This window comes from Bacteroides sp. 41_26, assembly GCF_949740115.1.
Lineage (GTDB): Bacteria > Bacteroidota > Bacteroidia > Bacteroidales > Bacteroidaceae > Bacteroides > Bacteroides nordii.
On record NZ_CATJGZ010000068.1, the window covers coordinates 1 to 19,966 of the forward strand.

Below are 19,966 nucleotides of genomic sequence, written 5' to 3' on the forward strand. Positions count from 1 at the left end.
CCCGGGATTGAACCGGGGACCTCATGATTATGAATCATGCGCTCTAACCAGCTGAGCTATCCCGCCATCGTTTCTCGATTGCGGGTGCAAAGATAGATACTTTTTTTAAAACTCCAAAACATTTGTCGTTTTTTTCTGTTTTTTCTATTAGAAACCCATATGTAATCTGCGATAAATTGGTACATTGGGACTGAGAAATGAAAGCATAAAGAAATAAAGTGTTTGATTTATACTGTGTAATTAGAAAAAAGTATTTATCTTGGCACACACAAATTAAGTAAATGTAACTATGAAAAGAGAGAAAATTCGTTTAGAATATCTTTTGAATGCGACCTCTAAAAATATTCTTTGGTCGGCAATCAGCACACCGACCGGTCTGGAGGACTGGTTTGCGGACAAAGTTGTGTCAAATGATAAAATCGTGGAGTTTCATTGGGGAAAAACAGAACAACGAGACGCTGAAATTATAGCTATACGTGCTTATTCTTTTATACGTTTCCGCTGGTTGGACGACGAAAACGAGCGGGATTATTTTGAAATAAAGATGAATTATAATGAACTCACAGGAGATTTTGTGTTGGAGATCGTTGATTTTGCCGAACCTGATGAGGTAGATGATATGAAGGAACTGTGGGAGTCTCAGGTAAATAAATTGAGAAGAACTTGTGGTTTTTAGTTAACTTTCAACTAAAAACTTTCTGCACTCCTTTTTTTGTGCTAATTTTGCATCTCAATCGTACGAAACGAATAGTAAGATGCTACGCATAAAAAGATTAGATATATTTATTGTAAAGAGTTTTTTGCTACTCTTTGTCGGCACATTCTTCATTTGTCTCTTCATCTTCATGATGCAGTTTCTGTGGAGATATGTGGATGAGCTTGTCGGAAAAGGGTTGGAGATGAGTGTGATGGCTCAGTTCTTCTTTTATTCGGCATTGACTCTGGTGCCTTTGTCACTTCCATTGGCCGTACTATTGGCATCACTTATTACTTTCGGAAATTTTGGAGAACGTTATGAGTTGCTCGCCATGAAAGCGGCGGGCATTTCTTTGCTTAAGATTATGCGTCCTCTCATTATACTTGTCTGTATTATTTGCGCTATCTCCTTTTATTTTCAGAATGTTATTGGTCCTATTGCCCAGGGAAAGCTGGGGACGTTGTTGATTTCGATGAAACAGAAGTCACCGGAACTGGATATTCCGGAGGGTGTCTTCTATTCGGAAATTCCCGATTATAACCTTAAAGTAGGTAAGAAGGATCGCAAAACCGGTATGTTGTATGATGTGTTGATCTATAATTTTAAAGATGGCGCAGAGAATGCACATATCATTTATGCGGATTCGGGGCGTATGGAAATGACTGCCGACAAGCAACATCTACACCTGCATCTTTATAGTGGAGAACTGTTTGAAAATCTGAAGAGTCAGAATGTAAAGGCACAAAATGTACCTTACCGGCGTGAATCTTTCCGGGAAAAACATACGATTATTGAATTTGACTCGGATTTTAATATGGCCGACGCAAGTATCATGAGCAATCAGGCGACCACCAAAAGTATGCAGACATTGCAGGCTTCTATTGACTCCATGAAATATGTGGGCGACAGTATCGGGCGGCAGTATTATAAGGAAGCTATCGGGGGCGTTTACAGTCGGCCGACAGGACTTTCCAAAGAGGATACACTTAAAATAGAAAGGGCTAATATGAGCTTATACAATGTGGACAGCCTCTTTGAAGCTGCTACTTTGATGCAGAAGCAGAAAATCCTTTCTTCGGCTACAAGCCGTGCTGAAAGCTTGCAGGGAGATTACAGCTTTAAGACCTATACGATGGATGGGAATGATTACCAGATACGCAGACACAGGACCGAATGGCATAAGAAAATAACAATTTCTCTCTCTTGCCTGCTGTTCTTTTTCATCGGTGCACCACTTGGAGGTATCATTCGTAAAGGTGGACTGGGTATGCCTGTCATTGTATCCGTATTGGTGTTTATTATTTATTATGTGATAGATAATAGCGGGTTCAAGATGGCACGTGACGGGAAGTGGGTTGTATGGATGGGGATGTGGCTCAGTTCCTCTATTTTGGCTCCGCTTGGGGCTTTTCTTACCTACAAATCCAATAATGACTCTGTTGTGCTGAATGGCGATGCTTACGTTGCGTGGTTCAAGCGTATTGTGGGAATTCGTAGCGTACGGCACTTATTCAAGAAGGAGGTGATCATTCACGACCCGGATTATACGCGGATTTCATCTGAGTTGACAGCTCTTACGGCAGAGTGCCGTACCTATATAAGTAAACGTCAGTTGAAAAAGGCACCTAATTATTTTAAGCTTTGGATGACTACTGGTGACGATGATGATATAAAAGTTATCAATGAACACCTTGAAACGTTAGTTGAAGAATTATCAAATTCTAAGTCCTTCACTTTGCTGACCGCTTTGAATAACTATCCGGTGATACCTGTAACGGCGCACGTACGTCCGTTCCATGTTTACTGGTTGAATCTGTTGGCAGGAATCATTGTTCCGATAGGATTGTTTTTCTATTTCCGTATCTGGATTTTCCGTATACGCCTTGCCCGGGATATAGAACGGATTATAAAGAACAATGAAAGTGTTCAGTTTATAATTAATGAGAATAATAATTTATAGCATGATATAGTATGGAAGAAATAAGATTGAATACGATTGATGAGGCTATTGCCGACTTTAAAGAAGGTAATTTCGTAATCGTAGTAGACGATGAGGATCGTGAAAATGAGGGTGATTTTATCATCGCAGCCGAAAAGATAACTCCGGAGAAAGTGAATTTCATGATGACACACGGACGTGGTGTGTTATGTGCACCTATAACAGAAGAGCGTTGTGCAGAACTGGAGTTGGATATGCAGGTGGCTGCTAATACTTCTATTTATGAGACTCCTTTCACTGTAACTGTTGATTTGTTGCCGGGTTGTACTACGGGAGTGTCTATGCATGATCGTGCTGCTACGATTCGTGCGTTGGCCGATCCTAATACCAAGCCTACCGATCTTGGTCGTCCGGGACATGTCAATCCGTTGCGTGCCCGTTCGCGTGGTGTGCTTCGCCGTGCCGGACATACGGAAGCAAGTGTGGATCTTGCTAAGTTGGCAGGGCTTTATCCTGCTGCTGCTCTGATTGAGATTATCAATGAAGACGGCACTATGGCACGCTTGCCGCAGTTGATGGAAGTGGCTAAACGATTCGGACTCAAAATCATATCTATTAAGGATCTGATAGCTTATCGTGTGCACATGGAATCGCTTGTGGAGAAAGGGGTAGAAGTTAATATGCCTACTCAATATGGAAATTTCCGCCTGATTCCTTTCCGACAGAAATCAAACGGAATGGAACACGTTGCCATCTTTAAAGGCACCTGGAGTGAAGATGAACCTATTCTTGTACGCGTGCATTCATCTTGTATGACAGGAGATATTTTTGGCTCTTGTCGCTGTGACTGTGGAGAACAGTTGCATAAAGCTCTGGAGATGATTGATGCTGCCGGCAAAGGAGTGGTTGTTTATATGAATCAGGAAGGGAGAGGCATTGGATTGATGCATAAGATGGAAGCTTACAAACTTCAGGAAGAAGGGTATGATACGGTAGACGCTAATATCCATCTTGGCTTTGATCCCGATGAACGTGATTATGGTGTTGGAGCGCATATTTTGCGTGAACTGGGTGTTCATAAAATGCGTCTGATGACTAATAATCCCATAAAGCGTGTGGGACTTGAAGCGTATGGGCTTGAAATTGTAGAAAATGTACCCATTGAAACAGTTCCTAATCCTTACAATGAACGATATCTGAAAACAAAGAAAGAACGTATGGGGCATACGCTGCATTTTAACAAGTAAAATGGAGATTTGCTTTCATATATCAAATATTTTAGCTTATTTTGCAGCGATTTTCAATCAACAATAATAAAATAGATACAAAATGAATCAGTTATCAGACCGTTTGAACAGCTTGTCGCCGTCGGCAACACTTGCTATGTCGCAGAAGAGTAACGAACTCAAAGCACAAGGCGTTGATGTAATTAATCTGAGTGTGGGAGAACCCGATTTCAATACTCCCGATCATATCAAAGAAGCTGCAAAGAAAGCTGTAGATGATAATTTCTCACGTTATTCTCCTGTTCCGGGTTATCCGGCATTGCGTAACGCTATTGTAGAGAAGTTGAAGAAAGAGAATGGTCTGGAATATACAGCCGCTCAGATATCTTGTGCTAATGGTGCAAAACAATCTGTGTGTAATGCAGTTCTCGTATTGGTAAATCCGGGTGATGAGGTGATTGTACCTGCTCCTTATTGGGTTAGCTATCCTGAGATGGTGAAGTTGGCTGAAGGTACTCCGGTTATCGTTACTGCCGGTATAGAGCAGGATTTCAAGATTACTCCTGCACAGCTTGAAGCGGCTATTACTCCGAAGACCAAAGCTTTGATTCTTTGCTCACCGTCTAACCCTACAGGTTCGGTTTATAGCAAGGAAGAACTTGCCGGATTGGCTGCTGTATTGGCTAAACATCCGCAGGTAATTGTTATTGCTGACGAAATCTACGAACATATCAATTATATTGGCAAACATCAGAGTATTGCTCAGTTCCCTGAAATGAAGGAACGTACCGTAATCGTAAATGGTGTATCAAAAGCTTATGCAATGACAGGATGGAGAATCGGTTTTATAGCCGGACCGGAATGGCTTGTGAAAGCTTGCAATAAACTGCAGGGACAATATACGTCAGGACCTTGTTCTGTATCTCAGAAAGCTGCTGAAGCTGCTTATACAGGTTCTCAGGCTCCGGTAGAAGAGATGCGTAAAGCATTCGAACGTCGTCGCGACCTTATTGTGAAGTTGGCGAAGGAAGTTCCGGGCTTTGAAGTGAATGTTCCTGAAGGTGCTTTCTACTTGTTCCCGAAATGTGACTACTTCTTTGGTAAATCAGATGGCGAACGTACTATTGCTGATTCTGACGACCTGGCTATGTACTTATTGGAAGTTGCTCATGTAGCTTGTGTGGGTGGTGCTTCTTTTGGTGCTCCTGAGTGTATTCGTATGAGCTATGCTACAAGTGACGAAAATATTGTTGAATCTATTCGTCGTATTAAGGAAGCATTGGCAAAACTGAAATAATAGGTGATTCCGGATGTTTATCATTCGGTTGATAAGTACAAAAGATAGAGTAACCTGTATCGGTACAGAACATTGGGGTCTGGATTGATACAGGTTGTTTTTATTTTATCACTCAGGAGGGGCTGACTTTATTTCATTATTATTTTGAAGATTTGTTTACCTGCATTATTGGTGATGGTTAATAGATATATACCTTGAGAAAGGTTATTGACTGGCAATTTTATAACATTATCTGTTGCTTTTAACTGTATTAGGGTAGCTCCTTGCATTGTAGTCAATCGGATAGATGAACCTGAGATTGTTTCAATGGTTAATGCCTCACCGTTGGTAATAGGGTTGGGGTATACACTTGCTGTATTGCTGCAAACGGTATTGCCGATTCCCACAGTTCCACCTGACTCTTTTCCTTCTTTTGTGACGGCAAATATACTTGGATGCCCGTTTCCTGCATTTTCGATTTTCAGAGATGCTATTACTTTATTTTTGTTAGTAGCTATTTTCTGTTCAAACATACAGAATTTGCGGCGTCCGTCCAGCTTGTCACCGGTCAGGGCAATCCTGTCCAGATTGTATACTGCCTTGCCTGTGGGATCATCACTGAACCAGTCACCTACCGAAACAGTCTGGGTATTGGAATGAGTAGCATCTGTATAATATACGGTTACGTCTATTAAGGAACTACCGTCTGTACAGGTTGATAGGAGATGCAGAGCTTCAGTTTGTGGAGTACCCTCAAAATGCAGGGTTATTGCAGCCTCTTCTTTTAATACGGCGGCATTTTTCTTGTCATATGCAGCAAGCTGGTATTTGACACCGGTATTGGAAATAATAGTACCGTCAGCAGGCAATGATCCTTGTTCCTGAACTGCCGAAGAATAATAAATCCAGCCTTGATTATCGAGAGAGGTTGTAGAATAACTGACGGCAGGAAGTGCTTCTGCTATAACATCTTCATTGAATCCTGAACTAACGACCAGCTGAGTATATTCCGGCGTTTCGGGTTCTTTTCCAAGAAAAGCTCTGTCCATGAAAATCAGCCGTTCGTTTATCCAGCTTTTCAGATAAGATATTTCATCATCATAAGATTTTGCTACGTACTTGTTGGGCCATACGTATCTTCCCCATCTTGGCCAGGCTTGTGAATTACGTCCTTGTGCTCCTTTGGCATTTAATAATGCAGTCAATGAATCAATGGTTTGTTCGATGTGTTCGTCGGAATAGCTCGTTTCACGATACAGTTCCCAGCGTTCTTTTACCTCTTTCATAAAAGAATCGTCTTTGAGTAACTTATACCACCAGAACGGGACTAACTGATTGTCACCCGGTGATACATCATTGAAGTTGTATGCCCATGTATCCGATCTCCAGCCTTCACTATAGTCTGCATTACCAAACCCTAAATTCATATCCCATAAAGATGTTTTGAATTTAGGGTCTTTGCTGTCTCTGTATTTATATAGGTTAGTACTCAGGCGATAACCATCTACGTTGTGGCAAAATTCTGTTGATAACATATAATCTATAAAAGATGTGACGTCGATATATTTTCTATATCCGGTTTCCGGATTCTTATAATCGGTGGCAGCCAGACTGTTTTCAAAAGCGTCAATGTATCCATGGATATAGTTTAATTGTGCTTTACTAAACTCATCCTGATCCATGTTTTTATATTGGAAAGAGATTTTCTTTCCATAAATAGGAGTTCCTTTTGAATTGACCGGAGTATGCTTAGAGTAATAAACCGGTTCGTCATCCCTGTCTACTTCCATGTGGTAGCCTCCTGTCAGAGCATCATCACTATCACCCGGATCCGGCAGATCTAAACGAAATTTACCTTTCCTTACTCTTTCAGATAAAATAAACACTCCGTAATAAGTACCGTCCATGATCATTTCACAGTATTTTCCGGTAGGTACATATTCAAAGAAAGGTCTTGCTAACGTGAAGGCAAACACGTCTCTGATCATACTTTTGTCTGCATATGGCGCCAATAGTGCCCAGTCATTGTCTTTGCCCATGCCAAGCATAGATACTTTTTGCTTTTTGCCACCATCTTCCAATGGTTTGTCTAATGCGCGGATGGCATACGGCTTCTTATCGGAGTTGGTAAAAGAAGAGTTGCCACGATATTTTAAATCTATATACCCGGTATAGTCTGCTTTCTGGTTGGGGTGGGCAATGGTATCCATGTAATTCAGTTCACCTTCTCCATTATCTATTATTTTCATTTTGGCAGTAATCCGGTTGTCCCGATCAATCATTTGTCCTTGTGTATTGATAAACACGATAGGAAGATTTGTCTCAGTGAAAACCACATTTTTATTATCGGGCTTGTAATTGTCTGCCCGTTGGGCACAGACAGAAGAAGAAAGGAGTAATGAGAGTAGTAGTAATTTTCTCATGATATTGATGTTATTAGGTAATAAAAGGTTCTTTATATAGATAAAACAGCGGATGGGAGGAAAACACTTAGCTGGTGGTTCTTTTTTCTTCTGCGGATGTGCGTATCAATAAAAAAAGCTGCTTCCCTGAAATGGAAAAGCAGCTTTCACAGTTCTTTTGTCTGATTGTATTATTCAGCCGGGTGAATTGCTTCAGAAGGACAAACATCAGCACAAGTGCCACAGTCTGTACATACATCCGGGTTAATAGAGTAGATATCGCCTTCAGAGATAGCTTCTACCGGACACTCGTCAATACAAGTTCCGCAAGCAATACAATCGTCACTAATTACGTAAGCCATTTTCTTTAAAATTTAAATTATTAGTACTAATTTATTGGGCAAAAATACACGTTTTATTCATTAGTTGATCTCAATCTTGATTAAAATCCTTTAATTTGTACCGCTTCTAAATAAGCGAAACAATAATTTAACTATAAAATCGTTTTTATTATTGTGAAACGAATCGTGTTACTTCTCATAGTTTCGCTGTTGGTGGCAGGTGCCTCTGCCCAAAAGCGTAAGGTACAGAACCGCCCGTATATTGACCAGCGGATCTGGCATTATGGTTTTCTGGCAGGTATCCATATGCAGGATCTTAAGTTTGTAAACAATGGTTATGTCACCGAGGACGGGCAGGTCTGGTTTGCTGATGTACCCGAATACTCTCCGGGATTTTCGGTCGGTGTGTTAGGAGAATTATATTTGAATAAATACATGGCGCTCCGCCTGATTCCCACGCTTCATTTTGGTGATAAGAGAGTGGTATTCCGTGAGCAGACAAGTGGTGAAACGGTTTCTCAAAATGTAAAATCGGCTTACCTTGCATTCCCTATTGATATGAAATTCAGCGCCGAACGCTTCAATAACTATCGTCCTTATGCGATGCTTGGCCTTAGTCCTACCTTTGATTTGAGTGTAAAAAATGCCCGTCCGCTGTTGGTGAAGCCTTTTGATTGTTATATCGAAGTCGGCCTTGGCTGTGACTTATATCTTCCTTTTTTTAAGCTGATACCAGAGTTGAAATTCTGCTTCGGATTAGCCAACCTGCTGGAGAAAAAGCGCCCTGATCTTACTGATAAATCATTAATGAAGTTCACCGAATCTCTGGATAAAGTAAAGTCCCGGATGATTGTATTGACTTTCTACTTCGAATAAGTTCATCACAGAGTAGTACTGAGTTTCACAGAGTTTTATCTCTTTTGAACATATTTCTCTGTGAAACTCTGTGTTACTCTGTGGTGAAATCGTTATTTTTGCAAAGAATTTGCCGAATGGCAATCGTAAATCGTTAAATCGTAAATAGTAAATACCCTCATGCCATTAAATTTACCTGATAAGCTACCTGCGATAGAATTGCTGAAGGAAGAAAATATCTTTGTGATTGACAACTCGCGTGCGACACAACAGGATATACGTCCGTTGCGGATTGTAATTCTGAACCTGATGCCGTTGAAAATAACCACAGAGACTGATCTGGTGCGTCTATTGTCCAATACACCACTCCAGGTGGAAATCTCGTTTATGAAAATAAAGAGTCATACATCCAAGAATACGCCTGTCGAACATATGAAGACCTTTTATACGGACTTTGATAAAATGCGTGGCGAGAAGTATGATGGTATGATTATTACCGGTGCTCCGGTGGAGCAGATGGACTTTGAAGAAGTCAGTTATTGGGATGAGATAATGGAAATCTTCGATTGGGCACGTACGCATGTCACTTCGACGCTTTATATTTGCTGGGCGGCTCAGGCTGGTTTGTATCACCATTACGGTGTTCCTAAATATGCTTTAGATAAAAAGATGTTCGGTATCTTCGAGCACCGTACCCTCGATCCGTTGCAAGCTATCTTCCGTGGATTTGATGATACTTTTTATGTTCCTCACAGCCGTCATACGGAAGTGCGTAAAGAGGATATTCTTAAAGTATCTGAATTGACATTGCTTTCCGAATCGGATGAATCAGGAGTATATATGGTAATGGCTCGTGGAGGGCGCGAATTCTTTGTAACCGGGCATTCGGAATATTCTCCGTTAACGCTTGATACGGAGTATAGGCGGGATCTGGCAAAAGGACTGCCGATTGATGTGCCGCGTAATTATTATATAGACGATGATCCGGAGAAGGGGCCTGTTGTGCGTTGGCGTGCTCATGCCAATTTGTTATTTTCAAACTGGTTGAACTACTTTGTTTATCAGGAAACTCCTTACGATATTAATGATATAAAATGATAAAGCAGCGTAAAATAGAACTTCTGGCTCCGGCTAAGAATCTGGAATGTGGAATAGAAGCTATTAATCACGGAGCGGATGCTGTATATATTGGTGCACCAAAGTTTGGTGCCCGTGCTGCTGCTGTCAACTCGTTGGATGATATTGCTGCCCTTGTAGAGCATGCGCATCTGTACAATGCACGTATCTATGTCACTGTCAACACAATTCTGAAAGAAGAAGAGTTGAAAGAGACAGAAGAGATGATAGGAGAATTGTATCGGATAGGAGTGGATGCGTTGATCGTACAAGATATGGCGATCACGCAATTAAATTTGCCGCCTATCCCGTTGCATGCCAGTACACAGATGGATAACCGGACGGCGGATAAAGTTAAGTTTCTTGCCGATACGGGATTCCGTCAGGTAGTACTTGCCCGTGAACTTTCTTTGCGGGAGATAAGTAAAATACACGAAGCCTGCCCTGACACGGCGCTTGAAGTCTTTGTACATGGTGCTTTGTGCGTCAGTTATAGTGGTCAGTGTTATGTTAGTCAAGCCTGTTTTGGCCGGAGTGCCAATCGTGGCGAGTGTGCGCAATTCTGCCGTTTGCCTTTTAGCCTGGTCGATGCTGATGGTAAGATAATTGTGAAAGATAAGCATTTGCTTTCGCTGAAAGACCTTAACCAAAGCGAGGAACTGGAGGCGTTGCTGGATGCCGGAGTCACTTCTTTGAAGATTGAAGGACGGTTGAAGGATGTCTCTTATGTGAAAAATGTTACTGCTGCCTATCGTCAGAAACTGGATACCATTTTCACCCGGCGTAAAGAGTATGTCCGTGCCTCTTCCGGTTCCTGTCGTTTTGAGTTTAAACCTCAGTTGGATAAGAGCTTTAGCCGTGGTTTTACGCATTATTTTTTGAAGGGTCGGAGTAAAGAGATTTTTTCTTTTGATACTCCCAAGTCGTTAGGAGAAGAAATGGGTACGATGAAAGAGACTCGTGGAAACTATCTTACGGTGGCCGGGCTGAAATCTTTTAATAACGGTGATGGCGTTTGTTACATTGATGAACAGGGGCGTTTACAAGGATTTCGTATCAATCGCGTTGATGGCAATAAGCTGTATCCGCAGGAGATGCCCCGTATTAAACCCCGGACTGTATTGTATCGTAATTTTGATAAGGAGTTCGAACGCGTACTTGCCCATAAGTCTTCTGAAAGAAAGATTGCCGTTTCTATTTTGCTGGCGGAGAATAACTTTGGTTTCTCCCTTACTATGACAGATGAAGATGATAATAGTGTGACGCTTACATTGCCTCGTGATAAGGAACTTGCCCGTACCCCCCAGGAGGATAATCTCAAAAACCAGCTATCCAAACTGGGAAATACTCCCTTTGAGGCAATGCGGATAGATATTGACTTTACCGGGAATTGGTTTATTCCGGCCTCTGTACTTTCCGATCTCCGCAGGCAGGTGGTCGATAAACTGATAGCTGTCCGCAGAATGACATTTCATCGTGAACTGGCTGCCTTAAAACCAACCACACACGCTTATCCGCAACAGACGCTTTCTTATTTAGGCAATGTGATGAACACCCGTGCTGCTTCTTTCTATCAGGATCATGGTGTGAAAGATATTGCGCCTGCTTATGAGAAACAGGCGGTGGAAGAGGCTGTCCTTATGTTTTGCAAACATTGCTTGCGTTATAGTATGGGTTGGTGTCCTGTTCACCAGCGTGAACGCTCGCCCTATAAAGAACCTTATTACTTGGTAGGGACGGATGGAAAACGTTTCCGGCTATCATTTGATTGTAAGATTTGCCAGATGAAAGTGAGTGCCGCATTATGAAAACAAGGTATCATAGAATGAATCATGGTAACACGAAGAGCAATTTCAGGAAGCTTTGTGTTGCTTTGTGCTACTCTGTGATGACTCTTTTTTTGTTTGCAGCCTGCCATTATCCCCGTCCCGATCTTTCTGCCGAAGGAATGAGCGATAGGGCGAAGGATTCTCTTACTTATTTATTTGAACGGCATTATACCTATAACACGAATCTGGAAGTACAAACAGATTCTGTTGTTTTGGAACGTTTGCCTGTGAAGGATTCTTTTGTCAGTCTTCACCGGGGAGACCGTGTTGTAGTGGCAGAGTTCGCTGTTCATCCGGCAGACAGCGTGGATAGTATATGGGTAAAACTGGCCCATTCACAGGAAATCCAGGGATGGATGCGTGAAACGGAATTGATAAAGTCTTTTGTACCTACCGATAGTATATCTCAGTTTATTTATTTGTTCAGTGATACCCATGCCTCTTATTTTGTGATTGTCTTTGCCTTGTTCGTGGGTGTTTATCTTTTTCGTGCTTTTCGGCGGAAGCAACTACAGATGGTTTATTTCAATGACATTGATAGTATTTATCCGCTTTTTCTTTGTCTGTTGATGGCGTTTAGTGCCACAATTTATGAGTCGATGCAGGTCTTTGTACCTGATACATGGCAACATTTTTATTTTAATCCTACACTTTCACCTTTTAAGGTACCGCTTGTTTTGTCGGTGTTCCTGTTGAGCATCTGGATTTTTCTTATTGTCTTTCTGGCAGTGCTCGATGATCTGTTCCGGCAACTGACTTCGGCTGCCGCTGTCTTCTATTTGCTTGGATTGACTTCTTGCTGTATTTTCTGTTATTTCTTTTTTATTCTGACTACACACATTTATATCGGTTATCTTTTTCTTTTCTGCTTTGTGTGGCTGTTTGCGAAAAAACTGCATAAAAGTAGCAGGTATAAATACCGGTGTGGACGTTGTGGCGGGAAATTACGGGAGAAGGGAGTCTGTCCGCATTGTGGAGCTATAAACGAATAATGTGCCAGCGTGGTAATATGGTAACATACTGATTGGTTACACTGCTGCTTCTTAATTTATCTTCTTATGGCTTTTTTCTTTGTAATTATTTCAGATAGTTTGCGAGGCTTTGAAAATAGAAAGAAAATAGATTTTGATAGTGAAAATAACAGACAAATTTATGGATTGTTAAATGGTTGTGTATCAATGTACTATGTGGTCTCGTTTTTTCTCGTAGAGTTTCACTACGTTTCTCTACGACATATATATCGACCGGATATAAGATGTGACAACACAGAGAATGAACAGCGTATTTCAGACAATCTTGATGTAATGATTTTTTTTGCAAGTAAAATGAAGGAATGCAAGAGTGTACACTTTAGTATAGCAGGAATGTACATTTTAGTATGACAAGAGTGTACATTCTTGTATAACAAAAGTGTACACTCTTATAAACGCTGGTTTTTAGACGATTACGATTGTGTTTTAGAAGCGGCAACGTACATCTACTCCCAGTTGCATGGGACGTCCTTTTTGCATAAATCCATTGCCCATTGATTCAAAATAAAATGCCTGATATTCTTTGTTCAATGCATTACGTACCCAGAATGCAATGGCACCGTTTCCTTTTTCCAGGCTGACACGTCCGTTCAGAGTTCCGTAAAATGCCTGACTGACATTATTCTCTTCTGTCCAGTAGATACGTCCGGCAGCATTGTAGTTTGCATTTATCTGTACGCGGTCCAGCCAGTGGTGTGGGGCGATACGGAAGATATATTGTGCACCTACGCTGAGGGTATGTTTGGGGACAAAGGGGACATAATTGCCATTATAGCTTTTCTTGACTAATTTTCCGTCTTCATCTTTCTGATTGACTATATAATCGGTGAAGGTAGCATAGGTATATCCATAAGATGCATTCATACTGAAGGCGTCTGTGATACTGGCGCGTAGCGAAGCTTCTGCACCGAAGCTACGGCTCTTTCCGGCATTGATGGTGATACGTCCCAATCCACTTTCGGCAAACTGGGATATCTGCTGGTCTTTGGTATCCATATAGTAAGCGGCGAGATCGGCCCATAAGCGTCCTTCCCACAGAGTGAGGTGCGAACCGACTTCGTAATTCCATGAGTATTCGGGTTTGTAGGTAGTCGAAGCCTTTATGTCGATCTCCTCATCCGGCATCATCGTCTCAATCATATTTGCCATAGATGCGAATGTTTCATTGCTTATCATGGCGGCTTTCATTGAGTTTTTCAGTTGTGATTGTATGAGGTCGGAGAACATTTGGACATTGTATCCTCCCGAACGATATCCACGTGAAGCGGTAACATATACATTATTTCCCTTTTTCCATTCATACTGAATAGCGAACTTGGGAAGTAATTGCAAGTAATCATTTGAGAGTTTACCGTTAAAACTTGCCGGTGCTATCATATTTTTTGCTTCAAGGTCAATAGTTGGTCTTGGAGGAGGCATCTGCATATAGAATTTGAAATTGAAATCCATTGGAGTACTGGCAGAGGTATAATTCATTGACATTTTTTCATAATCAAGACGCAAACCGGCAGTAATGGAAAGTCCTTTTATAAGAAAGTTGTTGTAGGTGGACTGATGATAAATGGCGGTACTGAATGTAGGGGTATCAAAATTACCACTGACATTTAATGTAGGGTTATTAACTGTAAGTCTCATGGTAGGAGCACCAGGAGAAGAGGGAAAATTATTGTTGGCATTATCTTCAATAACTTCTTTTACTCCTTCTTCTTTAAATTCAACGGGGCCGTCAGTATTCAACCACTGGTAGAAGCCAAATATGCCATTCGTCCACTGCCAGTTTTGCCCGGCTTTAGATTTCATAACAATCTCTTCGGAGATGGTATTTAATCTTTGTTGTTGGTTGAGCGTAAAAATGTTTTTCTCTGTGAAATCCTGATCGAGTAACATGCGGTCTTTTAGATGCTGATAACCGGTTACGGCACTGAGCGTGAAGTATTGTGCCTGATATTCGATGTTAGCACTGGCGTTTAATAAACTGCGATAGTAACTGCTTTCGTCGTTATATGAAATCAGACCTATTTTATCTTTGCGCAGGTCGTTTCCCTTTTCTTTTTCGTCTACTTTTCCTGTGTAAAAATAAGGATATCCTCCTTGATCGCTATACTCATAGTTTACATTCAAATCAAGTTTTAGATTTTCCGTAGGCAGATAGATAGCACGGATACGTCCACCTCCGGCGTTTATACGATCTGTTTTCTTATTATTTTTGGCAGAGTTTTTGAAGAACCCGTCTGCATGTTCGTAAAATCCTCCGACTGAGAAAGCAAATTGCTCAGACATACGGTGATAGTGAGTTACTGATGCGTTATAATTACCATATGTCCCGGCACTCAGTCTAAGGTCTGTACCCTGATAGCTGAATGGCGATTTAGTGTGTACGCGGATAAGTCCTCCCATGGTGTTACGTCCGTACAGTGTTCCCTGAGGCCCACGAAGTACATCGATACGTTCAATATCCGCATAGTTGAAGTCGAAGGCTGATTTGTCTATATAAGGAACATTATCTACATAAAGTCCCACTGAAGGAGTGTTGATGCGTGAACCGATACCACGGATATAAATGGCTGATGTCAACCTTGAACCATAGTCGGGGATAAACAGATTAGGGACCAGTGCTGTCAGACCTTTCAGATTAGTTACCTGATTGGCTTGCATATCGTGTTGTGACAGGAGGGTACTGGCTGTAGGCAATTCGCGGAGTTTGCGGTTTTCTTTGGGTGATGCAATAACGAGCACCTCTTCTACGTCTACTACTTTAATCGTGTCTTTAGGTACTTCTTCGGCCCATACGGTACTTGCCGTCAAGAGAGTTAGAGCAATTAGAATACTGTTTCTTTTCATCATATATTATTTTGCTTGCAAAGGAACGGGAAACTTATCAGTTACACAATCCTCATTTATTAGGATTATGCAAATTATCTGTGTTTTAATAATTAACATCGCTTGCCGTAACTCCGGGAAGCGCTTTATTCCTTATATAAGTTATCTCAGCAGTATTGGGCGCATACCACACCGGACCTATTCCGTTGATAGATTTTTCTACTTTTTCATTCTCTAAAGTTAAGAGGGTATCTGGTATTTTACCTTCCATAAATCCGGGTAGCCCGATTGGCTCTTTATTTTCAAAATAATAAGTATTATCCAGAAAAGTAATACCTGGCATAACCTCTTCCGGACGAAAGATTCTCACATTTGGGGTTGAGTTGTAGATGGTATTATTGGCAAAACGTAGGTTACGGGGTGCTTTATCTCCTTTACCCGAACCGAATTCCAACACCCGGCAGTTGATAAAATGGTTATAGGCGATATCTACATTTTCTACCCGGTGGTAAGAGGTCAACGGTTCTTTTTTTATGTCTGTATCGGCAGTAGGTTTCTCAAAGATGCCAATGCGTACCAACAGACCGAAACCATTCAGTTTACTCATGTAGTTATCATATACTGTATGTCCTTGGTTGATAATGCGGATTCCTACTGTACCTTTTATATTATTACCGATAAAGGTGTTGGATTCAAGCACATTGTAATGACCGTGCCGGCATACCAAACCTCCTCTTGACTCATAAAACAGATTTCGACGGAGTACATTATGACACGATTTTACCGAAATGATTTCACTCTCTCCGTCGCAGTGCAGAAATACATTGTTTTCTACAACGGTGCGTGATTCCAGTTGAGAAGACCATGAATGCCCGATGCGAATGATCTCGGCACCGTTTCCACCATAGGGTTTACGCATACCGAACAGGTTGTGATCTATCTGGTGATTATTCAGATGATTATCTTCATCGAGCCATACTTGCAGTACCAATCCGCCAATTCGTTTGTTGGCAAAGTAACAATGGTCTACCCGGTTGTTTTCGCCTCGGAGTCCGAGCCAGTATTCGCTCACGGAAGCGGGTTGCTGTCCGTTTGTTGCAGGCTGTTCACTCTTGTCCGGATCGTTACAGTCATCAATCACGCAATTGGTGAAACGACAGTGTGAAGCATACTTCCCTGCTTCTTTCTGAAAATCAATCATATTGAAAGCCAATGCCCATGCTTTCAGAAAACACAAACCTTCTATTTGCAGATATTCGCCATAGACTTTAAAATCCAATGCACCCGATATGATTGTTTTTCCGGGGTGCTCGGCTTTCAGTTTTATTGAATCCTGTACAGTTCCTTTTGCCTGGAAGAGCACTTTCTGCAGATTTTTGAAAACTCCGTCTTTAAGAATGACTTCGTCACCAGGGAGTAGTTTCCCTTCACTTAATATCCTTTTCAAAGATTCACTCTCCCCGGGGGTGAAATAGTACTTTTTTGCCAGAAGAGGGTTACAACTCAGAATTACTAGCAGTAACAATAATTTTCTCATAATAATCAATCTATAATTTTAGGATGCTAAGGTACAAAACTCTCTGGCTGCAAGCTTGCAATATTATATCGCTTTCTGTAAGATATAACTCAATATTTGTTTGTTATACATATGAGGTAAGGGGTTATTGCGGAATTTAGACGAAATATTCCGAATATATATTGAAATAACAGAATATGCATTGGGAGTATATGCGAATCTGAAAATAGGGGGACTTACTCCTGTATCTGGTTTATAAGGATTATGCAAATAAAGTTTGTCTATAAAGAAAGATATTCTTATTTTTGTCTTTCGATAAACATTAAATAAAGTAGAGTCTTTATTTAAAGATAAAAAAAACAAGATACGGAGTGTTTGCATTGTCATTCTTTCTATAGTGAAACGACCAATTTTAACGGACCGAAAGAATATGCTTTGTGGATGCGCCCTGAAACAGGGTGTGTTCCATCGATATATTCAGTCGGTCATAGGTTACTTGGTCGTACCTAACTATAGTCTGGATAGTGTCGGGAACACACTTTTTTTATTAATCCCTTCTAAAACAGTATTGCCTATGGTATAAATAAGATCAAACGACATATAACAGTTAGAAATAACTCATTTGCATTTCTCTTATAGAAAAAACGACCAAGAATTTTTATATGACCGGGGGAATGCAATGGGGCGGATCTTGTTTTGCTTTCCTCTTTTTTGAAGTTGTAAAGGCTGAAGCGGATGTGTACCTGTTGTGTTTCTGAGACAGAAATGCACAGCGACAGTTAACATTCAGTATTCATTTTATTTACAACAATAAAAGATGAAAATCAAATTGCTTTTTCTTCTTATAATATTACTATGCCCGTTTCAGTTGTGGGCACAAACGGCTTCGACAGACTCTCTGAAAATCACTGAACGGGGCCATTCCTTCCGTCCTTCACAATTAATACTACCTGCTTCACTCATCACTGTAGGGGCACTTGGAGTAGCCAATCCCTGGTTGAAATCTCTGAACAGGGAGGTGCGTGATGACATTGCCGGATGGCGCAATGGACGCTATTTTCATGCCGATGATTATATACAATATGTACCCGTTATTGCGAACTTCGGATTAAGTCTGCTGGGGGCAAAGGCTAAGCACAGTTATGTGGACCGTGTATTGATTACTACCACTTCTTATGCAGCTATGGGGATTATGGTTAATGCGGTGAAGTGGGCGGTAGATGAACAACGTCCGGACGGAACAGCTTTTAATTCCTTTCCTTCGGGACATACTGCCACCGTTTTTATGGGAGCTGAGTTGGTTCGGATGGAGTATAAAGATTCCTCTCCGCTTTATGGTATAGGTGCATATACTATTGCCTGTGGGGTAGCCTTCCTGCGACTTTATAATGAACGACATTGGTGCAATGATGTTCTGGCCGGTGCAGGAATTGGTATATTAAGTGCACGGATCGGATACTGGCTCCTGCCTTTTGAAAAGAAATTGTTTGGGTTGGATAAGAAAAAGAGTAGAGTAAATCTGGCTGCTTCTCCTTATTACAATCATTTTTCAAAGGAATACGGTGGTATGATCGTTGTACATTTTTAAATCCGGTCAGCCTCTACATAGCCGTTCATTACGGCATAAATTGTTAGCCCGGAGACAGATTTGATACCCAGTTTCTCCGTAATATTTTTCCGATGGGTGATAACAGTGGTCAGACTGATATTTAGTTTATCAGCTATCTCTTTATTGATGAGACCTTTGGTTATCAATACAAGCACTTCAATCTCCCGTGCAGACAATTCATGTTCAATAACTGGCATTGGTGGTATGGCCTCAGCCGGATGTCCGTCGTGATGAGCATGTTGGTGAAGTTTCAGAATATCTTTCACCAACTGCTCTTCTGATTGATAAATATTCAGTACGCGTACGGCAGATAGCTGGAGAGAGTGGCTTTCTCCTGCCAGAACAATTGTTTTCTTTTTCCGGGGTAGAAAAAAAGCATTGTGCTCCACATATACTTGTGCGCCTATAAAATAGTGCGCATACATGTCGGGAGTGTCATCCGTCAGCTCACCAAAACTATGGAAAGTACGTATAATTGCCATTGGAATAATCTCTTCCAATATCATTTTCAGACCGAGTGCTGTAAGTGTATTCGCTTCAACGATAGCGATTTCAGGTTTGTGGTTCATAGGTTTAATGAGATAAAATAAGGTTTGGAAGATCTATGGAATCAAAATCAAATTCACTATCTAAGTCTTGGCAGTCACAAACGATTAAATCGAAATACTGTGCTGATTTCCTTGGTATTAGCAGTTCGTAGGTTGACTCACCTTGATAACTTTTATATTCCCAAATAGAAATTTTTCTTTTCTCATCAATGATGTGGATCTGCAATTCATCCAAAGCCAGACTGTTATCCGGATGTTGAATGACATTCCATAATTTTATATCATATAGATTAGCAGATTTCTTTTCCACTGATTTAATGATTACAGGAAAAGGACCGTCCAGGTATTTATAGTAAAGGCAAGAATCTGTGAGCCACCGGTTTGTAGGAGTCTCTATTTGGCATGGAGAATAAACATAGTATTTCCCTTTATAAGAATGAAGAGCAATCCAATCTTCCGGCAGTTCATATAAATTATGTTTTGTAATAGTTTGTGGATGAGCCTGTTTTAATATCTTCTCGCTTTCTTTCAGTTCTTCCAGTCTGTATTGTCTCAGTTCCGGATAGGCTTTTTCTTGAATTGTGGGGTCGAGTAATTTTTGGAAAGCTTCTGATTTTCTGTTGTTTTCGATATATACCTTTCTGTTTCCATTTTTAGATAGAAAGGTGGTATCGGCTTGTGCATAACAATTGAATGATACTGATTTAAATAGGAGAATTACTCCTATAGTTAGAGAAAAAATAATGTTCTTCATAACTCTC

The 19,966-nt window shown here is 40.9% G+C and carries 15 protein-coding genes; 9 read left to right on the top strand and 6 right to left on the bottom strand.

Annotated elements, in window-relative coordinates:
• The first annotated feature begins 289 nt into the window (after positions 1-289).
• From QX565_RS09055 to QX565_RS09070, 4 genes are all read left to right on the top strand, one after another.
• Entirely contained in the window at positions 290-676 is a 387-nt protein-coding gene (locus tag QX565_RS09055; protein WP_002559154.1) for an START-like domain-containing protein, read from the top strand.
• A gap of 79 nt (positions 677-755) precedes the next feature.
• Positions 756-2,657, top strand: a complete 1,902-nt coding sequence (locus QX565_RS09060) for an LptF/LptG family permease (protein WP_221650333.1) — start codon at positions 756-758, stop codon at positions 2,655-2,657.
• An 11-nt stretch (positions 2,658-2,668) separates the two neighbouring features.
• Complete coding sequence (locus QX565_RS09065; RefSeq protein ID WP_221650334.1) at positions 2,669-3,883, top strand: bifunctional 3,4-dihydroxy-2-butanone-4-phosphate synthase/GTP cyclohydrolase II; 1,215 nt, start codon at positions 2,669-2,671, stop codon at positions 3,881-3,883.
• Between the two features lie 82 nt (positions 3,884-3,965).
• A complete protein-coding gene (locus QX565_RS09070) occupies positions 3,966-5,159 on the top strand; it encodes a pyridoxal phosphate-dependent aminotransferase (protein ID WP_221650335.1) in 1,194 nt (397 codons plus the stop codon).
• 128 nt (positions 5,160-5,287) lie between these two features.
• On the opposite strand, the gene QX565_RS09075 is transcribed toward QX565_RS09070, so the two are convergent.
• Together QX565_RS09075 and fdxA are read right to left on the bottom strand one after the other, a co-directional pair.
• On the bottom strand, positions 5,288-7,561 hold the full coding sequence (locus QX565_RS09075; RefSeq protein ID WP_289292594.1) for a CotH kinase family protein: 2,274 nt from the start codon (positions 7,559-7,561) through the stop codon (positions 5,288-5,290).
• A gap of 170 nt (positions 7,562-7,731) precedes the next feature.
• Complete coding sequence (gene fdxA, locus QX565_RS09080) at positions 7,732-7,902, bottom strand: 4Fe-4S ferredoxin (RefSeq protein ID WP_002559159.1); 171 nt, start codon at positions 7,900-7,902, stop codon at positions 7,732-7,734.
• A gap of 153 nt (positions 7,903-8,055) precedes the next feature.
• Between fdxA and porT the strand changes: the two genes are divergently transcribed.
• The 4 genes from porT to QX565_RS09100 all read left to right on the top strand — a co-directional run bounded on the left by porT (position 8,056) and on the right by QX565_RS09100 (position 12,673).
• Positions 8,056-8,757, top strand: a complete 702-nt coding sequence (gene porT / locus QX565_RS09085; protein ID WP_007483866.1) for a type IX secretion/gliding motility protein PorT/SprT — start codon at positions 8,056-8,058, stop codon at positions 8,755-8,757.
• 159 nt (positions 8,758-8,916) lie between these two features.
• On the top strand, positions 8,917-9,834 hold the full coding sequence (gene metA, locus QX565_RS09090) for a homoserine O-acetyltransferase MetA (RefSeq protein WP_221650337.1): 918 nt from the start codon (positions 8,917-8,919) through the stop codon (positions 9,832-9,834).
• Positions 9,831-11,660 (top strand): peptidase U32 family protein, encoded by a 1,830-nt coding sequence (locus QX565_RS09095; RefSeq protein WP_289292595.1) that lies wholly within the window; start codon positions 9,831-9,833, stop codon positions 11,658-11,660. The genes metA and QX565_RS09095 overlap by 4 nt, the downstream gene beginning before the upstream one ends.
• A gap of 17 nt (positions 11,661-11,677) precedes the next feature.
• Positions 11,678-12,673, top strand: coding sequence for a hypothetical protein (locus QX565_RS09100; RefSeq protein WP_289292614.1), 996 nt, complete (start codon positions 11,678-11,680; stop codon positions 12,671-12,673).
• Positions 12,674-13,138: 465 nt separating this feature from the next.
• Here QX565_RS09100 and QX565_RS09105 read toward each other — a convergent pair whose 3' ends face one another.
• Complete coding sequence (locus QX565_RS09105; RefSeq protein ID WP_289292615.1) at positions 13,139-15,553, bottom strand: TonB-dependent receptor; 2,415 nt, start codon at positions 15,551-15,553, stop codon at positions 13,139-13,141.
• Positions 15,554-15,638: 85 nt separating this feature from the next.
• Positions 15,639-17,069 (bottom strand): polysaccharide lyase 6 family protein, encoded by a 1,431-nt coding sequence (locus QX565_RS09110; protein WP_289292596.1) that lies wholly within the window; start codon positions 17,067-17,069, stop codon positions 15,639-15,641.
• A gap of 796 nt (positions 17,070-17,865) precedes the next feature.
• On the opposite strand from QX565_RS09110, the gene QX565_RS09115 reads away from it, so the two are divergent.
• Positions 17,866-18,636: a phosphatase PAP2 family protein gene (locus tag QX565_RS09115; protein WP_289292597.1), complete on the top strand. Its 771-nt coding sequence runs from the start codon at positions 17,866-17,868 to the stop codon at positions 18,634-18,636.
• Here QX565_RS09115 and QX565_RS09120 read toward each other — a convergent pair.
• Positions 18,633-19,226 carry a response regulator transcription factor gene (locus QX565_RS09120; RefSeq protein WP_289292598.1) on the bottom strand — a complete coding sequence of 198 codons (594 nt, stop codon included), beginning with the start codon at positions 19,224-19,226 and terminating at the stop codon, positions 18,633-18,635. The genes QX565_RS09115 and QX565_RS09120 overlap by 4 nt on opposite strands.
• 4 nt (positions 19,227-19,230) lie before the next feature.
• On the bottom strand, positions 19,231-19,959 hold the full coding sequence (locus QX565_RS09125; protein ID WP_289292599.1) for a hypothetical protein: 729 nt from the start codon (positions 19,957-19,959) through the stop codon (positions 19,231-19,233).
• Positions 19,960-19,966: the final 7 nt, after the last annotated feature.

Excerpts from the sequence above, each read along its gene's own strand:
- QX565_RS09055 (WP_002559154.1), top strand. The coding sequence starts at position 290 with ATGAAAAGAGAGAAAATTCGTTTAGAATATCTTTTGAATGCGACCTCT.
- QX565_RS09060 (WP_221650333.1), top strand. The coding sequence starts at position 756 with ATGCTACGCATAAAAAGATTAGATATATTTATTGTAAAGAGTTTTTTG.
- QX565_RS09065 (WP_221650334.1), top strand. The coding sequence starts at position 2,669 with ATGGAAGAAATAAGATTGAATACGATTGATGAGGCTATTGCCGACTTT.
- QX565_RS09070 (WP_221650335.1), top strand. The coding sequence starts at position 3,966 with ATGAATCAGTTATCAGACCGTTTGAACAGCTTGTCGCCGTCGGCAACA.
- QX565_RS09075 (WP_289292594.1), bottom strand. The coding sequence starts at position 7,561 with ATGAGAAAATTACTACTACTCTCATTACTCCTTTCTTCTTCTGTCTGT.
- fdxA (WP_002559159.1), bottom strand. The coding sequence starts at position 7,902 with ATGGCTTACGTAATTAGTGACGATTGTATTGCTTGCGGAACTTGTATT.
- metA (WP_221650337.1), top strand. The coding sequence starts at position 8,917 with ATGCCATTAAATTTACCTGATAAGCTACCTGCGATAGAATTGCTGAAG.
- QX565_RS09095 (WP_289292595.1), top strand. The coding sequence starts at position 9,831 with ATGATAAAGCAGCGTAAAATAGAACTTCTGGCTCCGGCTAAGAATCTG.
- QX565_RS09100 (WP_289292614.1), top strand. The coding sequence starts at position 11,678 with ATGAATCATGGTAACACGAAGAGCAATTTCAGGAAGCTTTGTGTTGCT.
- QX565_RS09105 (WP_289292615.1), bottom strand. The coding sequence starts at position 15,553 with ATGAAAAGAAACAGTATTCTAATTGCTCTAACTCTCTTGACGGCAAGT.
- QX565_RS09110 (WP_289292596.1), bottom strand. The coding sequence starts at position 17,069 with ATGAGAAAATTATTGTTACTGCTAGTAATTCTGAGTTGTAACCCTCTT.
- QX565_RS09115 (WP_289292597.1), top strand. The coding sequence starts at position 17,866 with ATGAAAATCAAATTGCTTTTTCTTCTTATAATATTACTATGCCCGTTT.
- QX565_RS09120 (WP_289292598.1), bottom strand. The coding sequence starts at position 19,226 with ATGAACCACAAACCTGAAATCGCTATCGTTGAAGCGAATACACTTACA.
- QX565_RS09125 (WP_289292599.1), bottom strand. The coding sequence starts at position 19,959 with ATGAAGAACATTATTTTTTCTCTAACTATAGGAGTAATTCTCCTATTT.